17 protein-coding genes are annotated in these 15113 nt (G+C 63.5%); 13 read left to right on the plus strand and 4 right to left on the minus strand.

Translation table 11 applies throughout. The annotated features are described in order from the left end of the window. Positions 1 to 67: 67 nt before the first annotated feature. Genes EJ070_RS25715 through EJ070_RS25725 form a run of 3 tightly spaced genes read right to left on the minus strand, consistent with a single transcriptional unit; the run spans position 68 to position 2539 of the window. Positions 68 to 1282, minus strand: coding sequence for a GNAT family N-acetyltransferase (locus EJ070_RS25715; protein ID WP_126093872.1), 1215 nt, complete (start codon positions 1280 to 1282; stop codon positions 68 to 70). Between the two features lie 54 nt (positions 1283 to 1336). Next, a complete protein-coding gene (locus EJ070_RS25720) occupies positions 1337 to 2065 on the minus strand; it encodes a glycerophosphodiester phosphodiesterase (RefSeq protein WP_126093873.1) in 729 nt (242 codons plus the stop codon). A gap of 12 nt (positions 2066 to 2077) precedes the next feature. Beyond that, positions 2078 to 2539, minus strand: a complete 462-nt coding sequence (locus tag EJ070_RS25725) for a RidA family protein (protein ID WP_126093874.1) — start codon at positions 2537 to 2539, stop codon at positions 2078 to 2080. A 138-nt stretch (positions 2540 to 2677) separates the two neighbouring features. Here EJ070_RS25725 and EJ070_RS25730 point away from each other — a divergent pair, with 138 nt between their 5' ends. The 6 genes from EJ070_RS25730 (at position 2678) to tsf (ending at position 7849) form a co-directional block, all read left to right on the plus strand. Then, positions 2678 to 3508, plus strand: a complete 831-nt coding sequence (locus EJ070_RS25730) for a cell envelope integrity EipB family protein (RefSeq protein WP_126093875.1) — start codon at positions 2678 to 2680, stop codon at positions 3506 to 3508. A 100-nt stretch (positions 3509 to 3608) separates the two neighbouring features. Continuing rightward, positions 3609 to 4904 carry a hypothetical protein gene (locus tag EJ070_RS25735; RefSeq protein ID WP_126093876.1) on the plus strand — a complete coding sequence of 432 codons (1296 nt, stop codon included), beginning with the start codon at positions 3609 to 3611 and terminating at the stop codon, positions 4902 to 4904. Between the two features lie 63 nt (positions 4905 to 4967). Continuing rightward, positions 4968 to 5246 (plus strand): DUF4031 domain-containing protein, encoded by a 279-nt coding sequence (locus EJ070_RS25740; protein WP_126093877.1) that lies wholly within the window; start codon positions 4968 to 4970, stop codon positions 5244 to 5246. Continuing rightward, positions 5243 to 5854 carry a LysE family translocator gene (locus EJ070_RS25745; RefSeq protein ID WP_126093878.1) on the plus strand — a complete coding sequence of 204 codons (612 nt, stop codon included), beginning with the start codon at positions 5243 to 5245 and terminating at the stop codon, positions 5852 to 5854. The genes EJ070_RS25740 and EJ070_RS25745 overlap by 4 nt, the downstream gene beginning before the upstream one ends. A gap of 175 nt (positions 5855 to 6029) precedes the next feature. Beyond that, positions 6030 to 6809 (plus strand): 30S ribosomal protein S2, encoded by a 780-nt coding sequence (gene rpsB, locus EJ070_RS25750; RefSeq protein ID WP_126093879.1) that lies wholly within the window; start codon positions 6030 to 6032, stop codon positions 6807 to 6809. Positions 6810 to 6928: 119 nt separating this feature from the next. Then, entirely contained in the window at positions 6929 to 7849 is a 921-nt protein-coding gene (tsf, locus tag EJ070_RS25755) for a translation elongation factor Ts (RefSeq protein WP_126093880.1), read from the plus strand. Between the two features lie 28 nt (positions 7850 to 7877). Here tsf and EJ070_RS25760 read toward each other — a convergent pair whose 3' ends face one another. Beyond that, positions 7878 to 8804 (minus strand): LysR family transcriptional regulator, encoded by a 927-nt coding sequence (locus tag EJ070_RS25760; RefSeq protein ID WP_126093881.1) that lies wholly within the window; start codon positions 8802 to 8804, stop codon positions 7878 to 7880. Positions 8805 to 8918: 114 nt separating this feature from the next. Between EJ070_RS25760 and EJ070_RS25765 the strand changes: the two genes are divergently transcribed. From EJ070_RS25765 to rseP, 7 genes are all read left to right on the plus strand, one after another. Next, complete coding sequence (locus tag EJ070_RS25765; RefSeq protein ID WP_126093882.1) at positions 8919 to 9446, plus strand: nuclear transport factor 2 family protein; 528 nt, start codon at positions 8919 to 8921, stop codon at positions 9444 to 9446. A 29-nt stretch (positions 9447 to 9475) separates the two neighbouring features. Continuing rightward, positions 9476 to 10585, plus strand: a complete 1110-nt coding sequence (locus EJ070_RS25770) for an aldo/keto reductase (protein ID WP_126093883.1) — start codon at positions 9476 to 9478, stop codon at positions 10583 to 10585. A gap of 149 nt (positions 10586 to 10734) precedes the next feature. Beyond that, entirely contained in the window at positions 10735 to 11457 is a 723-nt protein-coding gene (pyrH, locus tag EJ070_RS25775; protein ID WP_126093884.1) for a UMP kinase, read from the plus strand. 90 nt (positions 11458 to 11547) lie between these two features. Continuing rightward, the gene (gene frr, locus EJ070_RS25780) at positions 11548 to 12102 is read left to right on the plus strand and encodes a ribosome recycling factor (RefSeq protein WP_126095905.1); all 555 of its coding nucleotides are present in this window, start codon (positions 11548 to 11550) and stop codon (positions 12100 to 12102) included. Between the two features lie 32 nt (positions 12103 to 12134). Further along, on the plus strand, positions 12135 to 12854 hold the full coding sequence (locus tag EJ070_RS25785) for an isoprenyl transferase (RefSeq protein ID WP_126093885.1): 720 nt from the start codon (positions 12135 to 12137) through the stop codon (positions 12852 to 12854). 11 nt (positions 12855 to 12865) lie between these two features. Then, positions 12866 to 13681, plus strand: coding sequence for a phosphatidate cytidylyltransferase (locus EJ070_RS25790; protein WP_126093886.1), 816 nt, complete (start codon positions 12866 to 12868; stop codon positions 13679 to 13681). Positions 13682 to 13787: 106 nt separating this feature from the next. Beyond that, on the plus strand, positions 13788 to 14930 hold the full coding sequence (gene rseP / locus EJ070_RS25795) for an RIP metalloprotease RseP (protein ID WP_126093887.1): 1143 nt from the start codon (positions 13788 to 13790) through the stop codon (positions 14928 to 14930). Positions 14931 to 15113 lie beyond the last annotated feature (183 nt).

The following is a 15113-nucleotide window of genomic DNA, read 5'->3' on the forward strand; positions in this document are numbered from 1 at the left end:
TAGCGAAGCCGGTCTCAAGCGGCAAGACAGAGGGGCAAGCGGATTCCACTCGCCTGGCAAACTCGGTCTATTCCCCGAGGTCCTTGCGGAACGGCGTGTGCTCTTCCAGGTACTCGCCCATCCGCTCGACCTCGCGCCGCTCGCGGCGCAGATAGTCGGCGACCGCGTTGCGCAGGCCGGGATGCGCAATGTAGTGCGCCGAATGCATTGTCACCGGCTGGTAGCCGCGTGCCAGCTTGTGCTCGCCTTGCGCGCCGGCTTCCACCACCTTCAGTTTGCGCTCGATCGCGAAGTCGATTGCCTGGTGGTAGCAGACCTCGAAATGCAGGAAGGGGTGGTCCTCGATGCAGCCCCAATTGCGGCCATAGAGCGCGTCCGAGCCGATGAAGTTGATGGCGCCGGCGATGTAGCGGCCGTTGCGCTTGGCCATCACCAGCAGGATGTCGTCGGCCAGGCGCTCGCCGATCAGCGAGAAGAACTGGCGGTTGAGATAGGGCCGGCCCCATTTCCTGCCGCCGGTGTCCATATAGAAGGCGAAGAAATCATCCCAGGCGCGTTCGGTGATGTCCTTGCCGGTCAGCCAGTCGATCGAGATGCCGTCCGCCAGCGCTTCGCGGCGCTCCTTCTTCATCGCCTTGCGCTTGCGCGAGGCAAGCGTGGCGAGGAAGTCGTCGTAGCTGGAAAAGCCTTCGTTGAAGAAATGGAACTGCTGGTCGGTGCGATGCAGGAAGCCAGCCGCTTCCAGCGTCGCGACGTCTGGTTCAGTGGCGAAGGTGACATGCGCGGAAGACACGCCGAGCCTGTCGGTCACCATCTTCAAGCCGGCGGCAAGGCCGGCCTTCACCGCGCCTTCGTCCTCGTCCTTGCCGACCAGCAGGCGAGGGCCGGTGACCGGCGTGAACGGCACAGAGCACTGCAACTTGGGATAATAACGCCCGCCGGCGCGCTCGAAGGCGTCGGACCAGCCATGGTCGAAGACATATTCGCCCTGGCTGTGCGACTTGAGATAGCAGGGCACGGCGCCCAGCAGTCTGCCTTGCGCATTCTCGAGCCTCAGGTGATGGCCCTGCCAGCCGGTGCGCCGCACGGCGCAGCCGGAATCCTCAAGCGCGCTCAGAAAAGCGAATGAAACGAGCGGGTTGTAGCCGTTTTCTTTATCGCCGCGCGTGGTTCCGGCGAAGCCGTTCCATTCCTCGCAGGTGAACGCGCCGATGCCTGCCGCGACGCGGATCGCATAGTCCGCATTCGTTGCCCGTCCATCGTCGTCTTCACCTTGATCCATGGGGCTTATTTAAGCGTCCTCAGGGCTGCTACAAGTCACGTTTCGGGTATCGCCTCAGGCCACCTTGACCAGGTCGGGCTCAAAACCCTCGAACGTCATCTGGTCGGCATATTTGAAGGTGAGGTCGACCGCGGGCTGATCCTGAACGGTCCAGGTGATGACGGGCATTTTGAGCTTTTCGCGCACGAAGCCGACGAAGGCGTTGGGCAGATCGCCGGCGGCGTAGGAGGTGAAAGCGAGGTTGTGGGCCAGCATGGCGAAATGCGCTTCGATCAACTGGTTGTCCTTGCCGTAGGCGGTCAGCCCTCCCGGAATGCCGGGCGCATCCTTGGCGAAGTCGCGGATCAGCCAGTGGTCGAACGACATGATCGCCACCTTGCCCTTGTAGCGCTTGAGCAGCTTGCCGACGGACGCCACCAGCCCGTTGTCGTGGCCGGCAACGCCTTTCAGCTCGACCACCAGCGGCACACGGCCGTCGATCAGGTCGAGCGCCTCCTGCAACGTCGGCACATGGTCGGCGGTGCCGCCCACCTTGAGCGCGGTGAGTTCAGCCGCCGTGCGTTGCCACACAGAGCCGTCCTCGCCGGTCAGGCGTTTCAGATCGCCGTCGTGGATGATGACGGGAACGCCGTCGGACGAGATATGCACGTCGCATTCGATCGCGTAGCCGCGCTCGGCCGCCGCCGCGAAGGCCGATAGCGTGTTCTCCCAGCACGTCTTGTTCATGTCGTGAAAGCCCCGGTGCGCGACCGGGCGGGCAATCAGCCAGGAAAGGTCGGTCATGTCAGGCTCTTCTTACTCGACTTCGAAGATCGCTTCGATTTCAACCGCGGCGTTGAGCGGCAGCGATGCGGTGCCGACGGCGGAGCGGGCATGCTTGCCGCGCTCGCCGAGCGCGGCGACCAGAAAATCGGAAGCGCCGTTGGCGACCAGATGCTGCTCGACGAATCCCGGCGCCGAGGCCACGAAGACTGTGATCTTGACCAGCCGGCGGATCTTCTCGAGATCGCCAAGCGCTGCCTTGGCCTGCGCCAATATGTTGATGGCGCAGAATTTCGCGCCTTCCTTGCCGGCGGCGGTGTCGATGTCGCGGCCAAGCAGCCCGGTTACCAGCTTGCCGTCCTTCTGCGGCAGCTGGCCCGCGGTGAACAGCATGTTGCCGGTCCGGCAGTAGGGCACGTAGTTCGCGGCGGGCGCGGCGGCGGCCGGAATGGTGACGCCGAGATCGCTTAGCCGCTTTTCGATTGTTTCGCTCATTGGTTTTCCCTATTGCTGGAAGACGCCGCGTTGGCCGGGCCGAAATTGCTATTTTTGCCTCGCTTCCGCCACGACTTTTTTTAAGCTGGACCATCTTTCCCTGCGGTCTGCCATCGGCCGCGACGATCGGAGCACTTCATGCGCGTGACGCGCCTTTTTCTTTCCGCCGCTCTCCTGTCGACGGCCATCCCGATGGCTCCGGCCTTTGCCGTGCCCGCGCTGCAGGCGCATCGCGCAGTCTACGACCTCACCCTGAACAAGGCGTCCGACCGCTCGGGCATCACCGGCATTTCCGGTCGCATGGTGTATGAGTTCAACGGCTCTCCCTGCGAGGGCTACACGGTGAAGTTTCGCTTCGTCACCCAGATCGTGACCAACGACAACACCAGGCTCACCGACCAGCAGACGACGACGTTCGAGGACGCCGAGGGCAAGACCTTCTCTTTCGTGACGAAGTCCTTCGTCGACCAGAACCTCGACAAGGAGGTCAAGGGAATGGCGACAAGGGAGCCGAAAGGCCTCAAGGTCGACATCGACAAGCCCGAGAAGAACACGCTCGAGCTCGCCGCGACGCAGTTCCCCACCCAGCATCTGGTCGAGCTGATCGGCAAGGCCGAGAGGGGTGAAAACTTCTATCAGACCAATCTGTTCGACGGGTCCGAGGACGCCAACAAGGTGATGACGACCACGGTCGTCGTCGGCAAGAAGACCGACGCCGACAAGGCGGATCCGGAAGCGCCGGCGCTCGCCAAGCTCGCGGCCGACAAGTATTGGCCGGTCGACATCGCCTATTTCGACGACACCGACAAAAGCGGCGAGGAAGTGCCGGAGTACCGGATCAGCTTCAAGCTGCACGAGAACGGCATCACGCGCGATCTCGTCATGGACTATGGCGACTTCTCGATGACCGGCAAATTGGTGAACCTGTCGCTGTTCGACCAGACCAAGCCTTGCCCGGCTTCGAAATAGCGGCGGGTTAAACCACGAAGCGGCCGCCCAAGGCGAACTGACTTGAAGGCGCCGCAATCCAGTCCCACCTTTTCCTGACGGCGTTTTCGGGGGAGAAAGCTTGGGCAGGATCGACGTGTTCGTGGCGCCGCGACCCAATCCGGCGCTGATCAGGGCAATGACGATCGTCAATCGCATCGTCATGCTGCATGGGGTTCCAGGCTTTCGCGACCTTTTGCCGTTCAACCGGCTCGCCGGCCTGCGCGGCGTCGCCAATGTCCGCCATATCGACTTTCCCGCCGCCGACCAGCAACGGCTGAAGGCCTGCTGCGGCGGGGGCCAAGCGACGTTCATCACGCCCAACCATCCGGAATTCTTCACCGACTGGATGATCGACAAGGAGATCGTCTCGCGCGTCAGCCCGCTTGCCGCGTCCTGGGCCACGCATGGCGTGGTCAACGGCCTCGGTCGGCCGATGCAGAAATTCTGGCTGGCCAACAATCTGATCGCGCAGATCCCCGGCAACAACGACGCGGCCAAGGCGCATTCGGTCGACTGGGCGCTCAAGGGCCATGGCGTCCTGCTCCACCCGGAAGGCGCTGTCGGCTGGCACGGCAATTATGTCGGGCCATTGCTTCCCGGCGCAGTTGAGATGGGGCTGGAGGCTTTGCAGCGCGGCCGCGAGACGAACAAGGATTTCAAGGCCTGGGTTGCTCCGATCGTCTGGAAGCTCGCCTTCACTGGCAATGTCGAGCGGGCGCTCGCCAAGGAATGCGCCTATATCGAGAAAAGCCTGAAGATCGAAGGCGCTGCAAACGGCTCGCTGCCGGAACGCGTCTATCGTATCTATTCGACCCTGTTGTCGCGCGACGAACAGGCCTGCGGTCTGACGGTAGAGGAAGGCGTTCCCTATGCTGTGCGCCAGCAACGAGTTTTGGCCCAGCTCGGACGAGAGCTAGCCGCGACCATTGCTGCCGAGCCGGGTCTGGATATGGCCGAGCTGCTGCGAGAGGCACGCCGCTGGCTGCGCGACGGAAAGGCCGATGCCGACGAGCAGAAACGCGTGCGAAAACTGACCGAAACGATCCAGCGCGTCCAGCGTGTCGGCCGCTGGGCCTTTGCCGCTGCGACGATCACGCAGGAGGAGATCGCCGAGCATCTGAAGCGCGTCCGCAACGACTATTGCAGGGGCTCATTGCGGGACACGATCAACCGCTTCATCCCGCAACCCGCCGGGCCGCGCCGCGCCCATATTCGCATGCCCGAGCCCTTGGCGTTGCATGCTTGTGACAGCTCGCTCGACAAGGCGCTCGCTACATTGCGCTCGCGCATGCAGGAAGCCGTCACGCGGATCGTGACTGAGCTCGACGCCGGCGGCGGCTTCATTTCCTATCCGAATCCCTTCTATCATCGCTGACTTCACATTGGCCCGAGTGATCGGGAGCGGGCCGTCCATGTCGGTTGGAGTGCGGCAGGTTCAATGGCTGTCTATGTCGATGCGGCGATCTGGAAATGGGCCGGCCATCGTTGGTGCCATCTGCTCGCCGACGACACCGCCGAGCTGCACCGCTTCGCCGCCGAGCTCGGCGTCAAGCGCTCGTCCTACCAGGGGCCGCCCAAGACTTCGGCGCCACACTATGACATAACCGGCTTCGAACGCGACCGCGCCGTGCGGCTCGGCGCCGTAGAATGCAGCCGCGAGGAGATCGTCGCGATCTTCCGCCGCGTGCGGGTGCCAAATGGGAAAATAAGACCATGACGCTGACGACATTTCTGGCTTACTGCGGTGCGATAACGCTCGCCGCCGCCACGCCCGGCCCTGCCATGTTCACCGTCATCACCAACGGCGTCTCGCGTGGGTTCGTCCGCGCCTTGGTGGCCGGTGTCGGCGTCGCCGCCGGCGACGCGGTGCTGGTGACCCTGGCGCTGTTGGGTCTCGTGGCACTGGCACAGACCTTCGAATGGGTGTTCCTTGCGCTGAAATATGCGGGCGCCGCCTATCTGGTCTTCCTCGGCATCAGGATGTGGCGATCGGCCGCTACCCATGAAGATGGGGCGCGCACGGCCCAGGCAGGGCTCTTCCGATCGTTTTTCCTCGGGGCCTCGATCGCGCTCGGCAATCCAAAGGCGATCCTTTTCCACGCCTCGATTATGCCGCTGATCCTCGACCTGGACGCCATGACCTTTGCCGACGGGCTGCTGGTGGTCATGGTCGTGATCGGCGTCAACATCGTCACCATGGGGATCTACGCGGCACTTGCCGGGCGGGCTTCGGGCTGGTTCAGGACTCCGCGGCGCATGCGCCTGATGAACAGGTTCGCCGGCGGCGCCATGATCGGTACCGGTGCGCTGATCGTCGCACGCTGACCAGCAAGGCGCAGGGGCGCTTGCGTTTATGGCGCTTCCCCTCTATATGCGCGCTCATTCCACACACGGACTTTGGTGTCTGCCCGGGAGAAATCCGGCTGAAACCTCCGGTGGCATCAGGACATACGTCCGAAATGCCTGTGTCCGTGGAGGCCAACCGGAAAGGAACTAAAGAATGGCTCTGCCTGATTACAGCATGCGCCAGCTTCTGGAAGCTGGTGTTCACTTCGGCCACCAGACCCACCGCTGGAACCCGAAGATGGCGCCTTACATCTATGGCGCCCGCAACAATATCCACATCATCGACCTGTCGCAGACGGTGCCGCTGCTGCACCAGGCCCTGAAGCAGGTTTCCGACACCGTCGCCAAGGGTGGCCGCGTGCTGTTCGTCGGCACCAAGCGCCAGGCCTCGGACATCGTCGCCGACGCGGCGCAGCGCTCGGCCCAGTACTATGTCAACTCGCGTTGGCTGGGCGGCATGCTGACCAACTGGAAGACGATCTCGAACTCGATCCAGCGCTTGCGCAAGCTCGACGAGACGCTCGCCGGCGAGGCCCAGGGTCTCACCAAGAAGGAGCGCCTCAACCTCGACCGCGAGCGCGAGAAGCTCAACAAGGCGCTGGGCGGCATCAAGGACATGGGCTCGACGCCGGACCTGATGTTCGTCATCGACACCAACAAGGAATCGATCGCCATCCTCGAGGCCAAGCGCCTCGGCATCCCGGTGGTCGCCATCATCGATTCGAACTGCGACCCGGACAAGATCGACTTCCCGATCCCCGGCAATGACGACGCGGCCCGCGCCATCCAGCTCTACTGCGATCTGATCGCCAAGGCTGCCATCGACGGCATCGCCCGTCAGCAGGGCGCGCTCGGCATGGATATCGGCGCGTCGGCCGAGGCTCCGGTCGAGCCGGCGCTCGACACCCCGGCTGCTGAAGCTCCGGAAGCTTGAAAAGCGAAGGCCGGTTCCGGCCTTCATCTTTCCAATAAGTTGGCGCGCTAAAGCGCTTTTGCCGGGCGCATCATCGGGATTCGATGGTGCGTCGGCGCATTTGAAACAAAGAGGCGACAATGAGCATTTCGGCTGCACAGGTCAAAGAACTCCGCGACTTGACCGGCGCGGGCATGATGGACTGCAAGGCGGCGTTGAACGAGACCAACGGCAACATGGAAGAAGCCGTCGACTGGCTGCGCAAGAAGGGTATCTCAAAGGCCGACAAGAAGGCCGGCCGTACCGCGGCGGAGGGCCTTATCGGCGTCGATTCCGGCGTCCGCGAGGCCGCGGTCGTCGAGGTGAACTCCGAGACCGACTTCGTCGCGCGCAACGCGGCCTTCCAGGAGATCGTCGCCAACGTCGCCAAGGTCGCGCTCGCCTATGGCACGACCGAGGCGGTGGCCGCGGCCAAGTATCCGGGCTCCGACAAGTCGGTCACCGACACCATCAAGGACGCGGTCGGCACCATCGGCGAGAACATGGGCTTCCGCCGTTCGGCCAAGCTCACGGTACCGCATGGCGCGGTGGCGACCTATGTCCACAATGCCGTCGCCGACGGCCTCGGCAAGCTCGGCGTACTGGTCGCGATCGAGACCACCGGCAACGAGCATGCGGCGAACGCCTTCGGCCGCCAGGTCGCCATGCATGTCGCGGCGACCAACCCGATGGCGCTGACCACGGAAGAACTCGATCCGGCCGCGGTCGAGCGCGAGAAGGCGATCTTCGCCGACCAGGCGCGTCAGACCGGCAAGCCCGAAGCGATCATCGAGAAGATGGTCGAGGGCCGCCTGCGCAAGTTCTATGAAGAGGTGGTGCTTTTGAAGCAGGCCTTCGTGCTCAATCCCGACATCACCGTCGAGAAGGCGCTGAAGGATGCCGAGAAGGAGATCGGCGCTCCGGCCAAGATCAGCGCCTACCTGCGCTACGCGCTCGGCGAAGGCATCGAGAAGGAAACGACCGATTTCGCGGCGGAAGTCGCGGCCGCGGTCAAGAAATAGCCCGAAGAGAAAAGTAGGGCCAAACAGCTCAGGCAGCTCGGCCGGGTGTCCGCATGGATGCCCGGCCGATTTCTTGTGCGGTGTCGATAAAGGCCCTGAGCTTCGGCGCCATCGAGGCCCGGCGCGGGAAGTAGAGGAAGAGGCCCGGCTCCTCGATCGCCGTCTTCGGCAGGACCTGGACCAGGCGACCGGCGGCAAGATCGGCGCGCACCAGCGGCTCGAAGACATAGGCGAGCCCGACGCCGGCAAGCGCCAGATCGATGGCGCCAAGCGAATCGGTGACGACGGCCGTGCCGCGCGTCTCGACAACGACATCCTTGCCGTCCTCGTTCAGATCCCAGCGATAGAGTCCGCCAGAGCGGACGAGCCGGTAGCCGATGCAATTGTGGTTCGCGAGGTCGGCCACGTCGCGCGGACGGCCGTGTTTTCCGATATAGGCGGGTGACGCGACGACCACGGCCTTGAAGGGCGGCGTGAGCCGCACGGTGACCATGTCCTGCGCGATCATCTCGCCCAGCCTGATGCCGGCGTCGAAACCTTCTCCGACGATATCGACAAGACCCTGTTCGGCGAAAACCTCGACCGTCACATCGGGATAGCGCTCGGCCATGGCCGCCACAACGGGCGTGACCGCCAAAGGGATCGCGATGTTGGAGGCGTTGATCCTGAGCAGGCCGGAGGGCCGGCCCTTGATGCCGCGGATGCGATCCATCCGCTCGCCAATGTCCTGAAGGGCAGGGGCGGCCGTCTCCACCAGCGCCTTGCCGGCTTCCGTCAGCGAAACGCTGCGCGTCGTGCGCGCGAACAGCGGCTGGCCGATCCGCTCTTCCACTAGCCGCACCGCATGGCTGACGGCCGACGGGCTCATGCCGAGCTCGGCAGCGGCAAGCGCAAAGCCGCCGCGTCGCGCCACGGCAACGACAACAGGCAGATGCGTGAGCAGATCCCGATCCATTCATGAATGATATCGCATGGTCTTTGCGAACAATGCAATCTTATCGATGCCAACGCGCTGCTCCACATTGTCCTCGACACATCGGCGGTGGGCTGATGCTCGAGGAGAAAAGACATGAATGCGTTGAGACATGTGACCTTCGCGGCAGGATTGGCGCTGGCGCCGGTCGATGCCGGCGGAGCCGAACCAACGGGCTGGCAGGCGTTCGCCGACGAGCGCGCCGTCATCCGTATCGCGGATGCCATCGACCGCGCCGTCGATGCGCAGGACTGGAAGCTTGCCCGCAGCTATTTCGCCGACTACGTCGCCGCCGATTTCAGCAGCCTTTCCGGGCAGCCTGCCGCCACTATCGCCTCTGACGACCTGATCGGCGCCTGGGCGGCAAATCTCAAGGGAAGCAAGACCAGCCTGCATCTGCGCACGAACCACCAGGTCGCCATCGAAGGCGACAAGGCGACCGTCCTTTCCAACGGCTATGCCTGGAACAGGTTGGAAGGCAACGGCGACCCGCTCTGGGAAGTCTGGGGCACCTATGAGCACCGCCTGACCCGCTCGGCTGCCGGCTGGAAGGTCGACGGCTTCACCTTCCGCATGACGCATGAGCGCGGCAATCCCTGGGTCAAGGCGACCCCCGGCCGATAAGCCGGCATCAAACACGATCGGAGAACATCATGAGCATGACCTATTACACGCTCGGCAACAGCGGCCTGCGCGTCAGCCGGATGGCGCTGGGCACCATGACCTTCGGCACCGAATGGGGCTGGGGCACGGACAGGGATACCGCCCGCGCCATGTTCGACGCTTACGTCGAGGCCGGCGGCAATTTCTTCGACACCGCCGACCTCTATACCGGCGGCACCGCCGAGACCTGGCTCGGCGAATTCGTCGCCGAGCGGGGCTTGCGCGACAAGGCGGTGATCGCCACCAAATTCACCTTCAATTCGGAACCGGGCAATCCGAATGCCGGCGGCAATGGCCGCAAGAACATCATGCGCGCCGTCGACGCTTCGCTGAAGCGGCTCGGCACCGACTCCATCGACCTCTACCTCATGCATGTGTGGGACAGGCTGACGCCGGCCGAGGAAGTGCTGCGCACGCTCGACGACCTGGTGCGCGCCGGCAAGGTGCGCCATATCGGCCTTTCCGATGTGCCGGCCTGGTATGCAGGCAGGGCGCAGGCGATCGCCGAACTGCGCGGCTACGAGCCGATCTCGGCCCTGCAGCTCGAATATTCGCTGACTGAGCGCTCGATCGAGCATGAATTCGTGCCTCTGGCCACACGTCACGGCGCCGGCATCATGGTCTGGAGCCCCTTGGCCAGCGGGCTGCTCAGCGGCAAGTACCGCCCGACGCAGGCCGGGAATGCCGGGCGGCTCGACGGCTTCCGCAACACCACGCATCCGGGTTTCCAGAAATTCAGCGATCGCAACTGGGCAATCGTGGCGGAGCTCGAGAAGGTGGCCGCCGAACTCGGACGCAGCATGGCTGAGGTGGCGCTCAACTGGGTTGCGACGCAGCCCGGCATCGCCACCGTCATCCTCGGCGCGACGAAGCTTGCCCAACTGCAGGACAACCTCGCGGCGCTGGATTTCGAAATTCCCGCCGCACTTCGTCAGCGACTGGAAGCGGTCAGCAGCGTTCCGGCGCCATTTCCTCATCCGTATTTCGGCTCGCAGATCCAGGTCAGGGTCACGGGCGGTACCGTGACCGGCGACAAGCCTTCCGGCTATTCGCTGCCGGTCCTGGTCGAAGGCCAGGCGGTCAGCATCAGCAGCAACTGATCGAAAAAGCCTGGAATTTTGCGCGAGGGCGCGGCGTGACATCGCCGCGCCCTTCGTGTATCGGGTCGGACCATCATGCCAGCGCCGCCAGGCGAAGCTGGGCAATTTTCGCCTCCAGATTTGCCGCGCCGAGATTTTCGAGGAACCAGATGACGGTGAAGCCCCTCTATCGACGTGTCTTGCTGAAAGCTTCGGGCGAAGCGTTGATGGGAGAACAGCATTTCGGCATCGATGTTTCGGTCGTCGACCGCATCGCCGCCGACATTGCCGAGGCGCGGGCGCTCGGCATCGAGGTCGGCGTCGTCATCGGCGGCGGCAACATTTTCCGCGGCGTAGCCGTCGCCTCCAAGGGTGGCGACCGCGTCACCGGCGACCACATGGGCATGTTGGCCACCGTCATCAACTCGCTGGCGCTGCGCACCTCGCTGAACAAGATCGGCGTCGATGCCGTGGTGCTTTCGGCCATCGCCATGCCCGAGCTCTGCGAGAGCTTCTCCCAGCGTCAAGCGACCGCCTATATGAACCAGGGCAAGGTGGTGATCTTTGCTGGCGGCACCGGCAATCCGTTCTTCACCACCGATTCGGCCGCGGCGCTGCGCGCCGCCGAGATCGGGGCCGACGCGCTGTTCAAGGGCACCCAGGTCGATGGCGTCTATTCGGCCGACCCCAAGAAGCATCCGGATGCGGTACGCTTCGACCGCATAAGTCATGCCGAAGTCATCAAACGCGGGCTTACGATCATGGATACGGCCGCGATTGCACTTGCGCGTGAAAACAACATTCCGATAATCGTCTATTCGATCCACGAAAAGGGTGGTTTCGGCGAAATCCTGAGGGGCGGCGGCCGTTGCACGGTCGTCGCGGACAATTGACCGGGGCCGGAGTCGGCTAAACGATTGCCGGTTACGGACAGGACTAGAAGAGAAGCAGTGAACCCCGGCGAACGGGTCGAGGAGATGATCATGAGTGGCGAGTACGACGATCTCAAGCGGCGCATGGATGGGGCGATCGCGGCCTTCAAGCACGATCTCGCTTCGCTGCGCACCGGCCGCGCGTCCAGCAACCTGCTCGACGCCGTCCAGGTCCAGGCCTATGGCACGGCGATGCCGATCAACCAGGTGGCCAATGTGACGGTACCGGAGCCGCGCATGATTTCGGTCTCGGTCTGGGACAAGTCGATGGTCAGCGCCGTCGACCGCGCCATCCGCGAAGCCAATCTCGGCTTCAACCCGATCGTTGACGGCACTAATCTCAGGATTCCGCTGCCCGAGCTTAACGAGCAGCGCCGCAAGGAACTGGTCAAAATTTCGCATGGCTATGCCGAGAACGCCCGCGTCGCGGTTCGCCACGTTCGTCGCGACGGCATGGATTTCCTCAAGAAGGCCGAAAAGGACGGCACGCTCAGCGAAGACGATCATCGCAAGCGCTCCGACCAGGTTCAGAAGCTGACCGACGAGATGATCAGCACTATCGATCACCTGCTTTCCGATAAGGAAGCTGAAATCATGCAGGTTTAGGGTCGGTTTTTCTCCGGCTCGAAAGCGAGACCATGGCAACGCCCGCGCATGTCGCGATCATCATGGATGGAAACGGACGCTGGGCCAAGGCGCGCGGCATGCCGCGGCTTGCCGGCCACCGCGCCGGCGTCGAGGCCCTGCGCAAGACGGTGCGCGCGGCTCCCGAGCTCGGCATTTCCTACCTGACCGTCTACGCCTTCTCCTCGGAAAACTGGTCGCGGCCGAAATCCGAAGTCAGCGACCTGATGGGTCTGTTGAAGCTCTTCATCAGACGTGATTTGGCAGAGCTGCATCAGAACGGCGTGCGGGTGCGAATAATCGGCGACCGGGAAGGGCTGCAGCCCGATATCAGGGGGCTGCTGCAGGAAGCCGAATCGCTGACCGCGCGCAACGAGGCGCTGACGCTCGTCATCGCCTTCAACTATGGCGGCCGCGACGAGATCGTGCGCGCCGCGCGCAAGCTCGCCGCCGCCGTGGCGCGCGGCGAGATGGACAGCGACGCCATCACGATGGAGAGCTTTGCCGGTTCGCTCGACACCGAAGGCATTCCCGATCCGGACCTGGTGATCCGCACCAGCGGCGAGCTCAGGCTGTCGAACTTCCTTTTGTGGCAGGCCGCCTACAGCGAGCTCGTCTTCCTGCCTTGTTTCTGGCCGGACTTCAGCCGCGAGCATCTCGCCGATGCCCTGCGGGACTTTGCCGGTCGCGAGCGCCGTTTCGGCGGGCTCGCCGCCCGCGACGTCGCCTCGTAGCGCCGGCACCAATGAGCAATCTCCAGCAGCGTGTCATCTCGGCCATCGTGATGGCGGCCGCCACGCTTACGCTCACCTGGCTTGGCGGACTGCCGTTTCGCCTGTTCTGCGCGACTATGGCGGCGCTGATCTTCTACGAATGGACGCGTATGTCGCGTCCTGGGAACGGCTCGACGCTTGGCTTTCTGCCGGAAGCGCTGATCGCCGTCTTCATTGTCGCGCTGGTTGCCGGCCTCCCGGCTCTGTGGCTGCTGCTTCTGGTCGCAGCTCTCACTGCTGTCGGCGCTGTTGCGGCGCGGCTGCGGGGAGCAGCGCAATGGGAGGCGTCGGGGCTGGCCTACGCATCGCTATCCGGCTTTTCGCTCGCTTATCTGCGCGATGACAACCATTCCGGGCTGATCGCCATCCTGTTCCTGTTCGCTGTGGTCTGGGCGACCGACATAGCGGCCTATTTCGTCGGGCGCGCGGTCGGCGGGCCGAAGCTGGCGCCGTCGATCTCGCCCGGCAAGACGCAGAGCGGCGCGCTTGGCGGCGCCGTCGGCGGCGTCGTCGCCGGATTGCTGCTGGCGATCGTGGCCGGAGCCGGCAATCTCATTCAGCTTGGCCTTGCCGCGCTGGCGCTTTCGATCATCTCGCAGATCGGCGACCTGTTCGAATCCTGGGTCAAGCGCCGGCACGGCTGCAAGGATTCCAGCAACCTGATTCCTGGGCATGGCGGCGTCATGGACAGGGTCGACGGGCTTGTCGCGGCGGCTTTCGCGCTGTACGTCATTGGCTGGATCGCGGCGGGCGCCGATCATCCGGCACTGGGGTTGTTTCCGAATTGAGTGGCGTTGCCGTGCTTCGAAAAATGGCACGTGCCACGGATTCGCCCGGATTGATGTCACAGTCGCGGCGGAGTATCGCGTTCGCGGGCGAATTTGAGGGCATGACTTGAACGAGATTCTTCACGCGGTCTTCAGCACGCAGGGCTTTGTCCTTGGCACCCTCGTGCCGTTTCTGTTCGTGCTCACCGTCGTCGTGTTCGTCCATGAGATGGGTCACTATCTTATCGGCCGCTGGTGCGGCATCGGCGTGAAGGCTTTTGCCATCGGCTTCGGCCCGGAACTCTTCGGTTTCAACGACCGCTACGGCACGCGCTGGAAGCTGTGCGCCATCCCGCTTGGCGGCTATGTCAAATTCGTCGGCGACATGAACGCGACATCGAGCCAGCCGAGTGCCGAAGACATCGAATCGTTGACCGAGGCCGAGCGCGAAGTCGCTTTCCACACCCAGCCGATCTGGAAGCGCGCGGCCACCGTCGTCGCCGGACCGTTGTTCAATTTCCTGCTGACGATCGCCGTCTTCGCGGTCCTGTTTTCGCTTTACGGCCGTCCGGTCATGGAGCCGACAGTGGCCGAAGTCGTTGCCGGCAGTCCTGCGGCGCGGGCAGGCATCCAGCCCGGCGACCGATTCGTCAAAGTCGACGGCAGCAAGGTGGAGACCTTCGCCGACGTTCAGCGCCTGGTCTCGGGTCGCGCAGGCGACGCCATCACTTTCACTATGTTGCGCGACGGCAAGGAAATCACCGTGACGGCGACGCCGCAGCCGATGGAGCAGCAGGACGCGCTGGGCAACAAGGTCAAGGTCGCGGTCATCGGCGTCGCCAACAACACCGAGCTTGGACAGCCGCGGCTGGTCTCCTACACGCCTGCGGGCGCACTGGCAGCGGCTGTCGAGGAAACCGGCCATGTCATCGAACGCACCGGCCAGTTCCTGAAGCGGTTCATCGTCGGACGCGAGGACAAATGCCAACTGGGCGGGCCGATCAAGATCGCAAAAATGTCGGGGCAGGCGGCCAAACTCGGCTTCGAGTGGCTGGTGCAGCTTGTTGCATTCCTGTCAGTCGGGATAGGGATTCTCAATCTTCTGCCGATTCCCCCTCTCGACGGCGGGCACCTCTTGTTCTACGGCGTGGAGGCCGTCATAAGGCGGCCCGTCTCGGAGCGGATGATGGAGATGGCCTACCGGGCTGGCCTCCTGCTGGTGCTCGGGTTCATGGGCTTCGTTTTTTGGAATGATCTGTTTGGGTGCTGAAATCATGAAGGAATTTGGCTTCGGACCCGACCATATTGAGACGCCGTTTACCATGCGTGGGGATATGCGTGACGCGAAAGCCACGCATCAGGGTTAAGTAAATACAAATTAACCCGGAGCCTTGCGTGTAGGGAAAATCCGGTTAATACGGTAAGGGAAAATACCGCACGTCCGGTTTTCTCG

The organism is Mesorhizobium sp. M1E.F.Ca.ET.045.02.1.1, from assembly GCF_003952485.1.
In the GTDB taxonomy this organism is placed as follows: domain Bacteria; phylum Pseudomonadota; class Alphaproteobacteria; order Rhizobiales; family Rhizobiaceae; genus Mesorhizobium.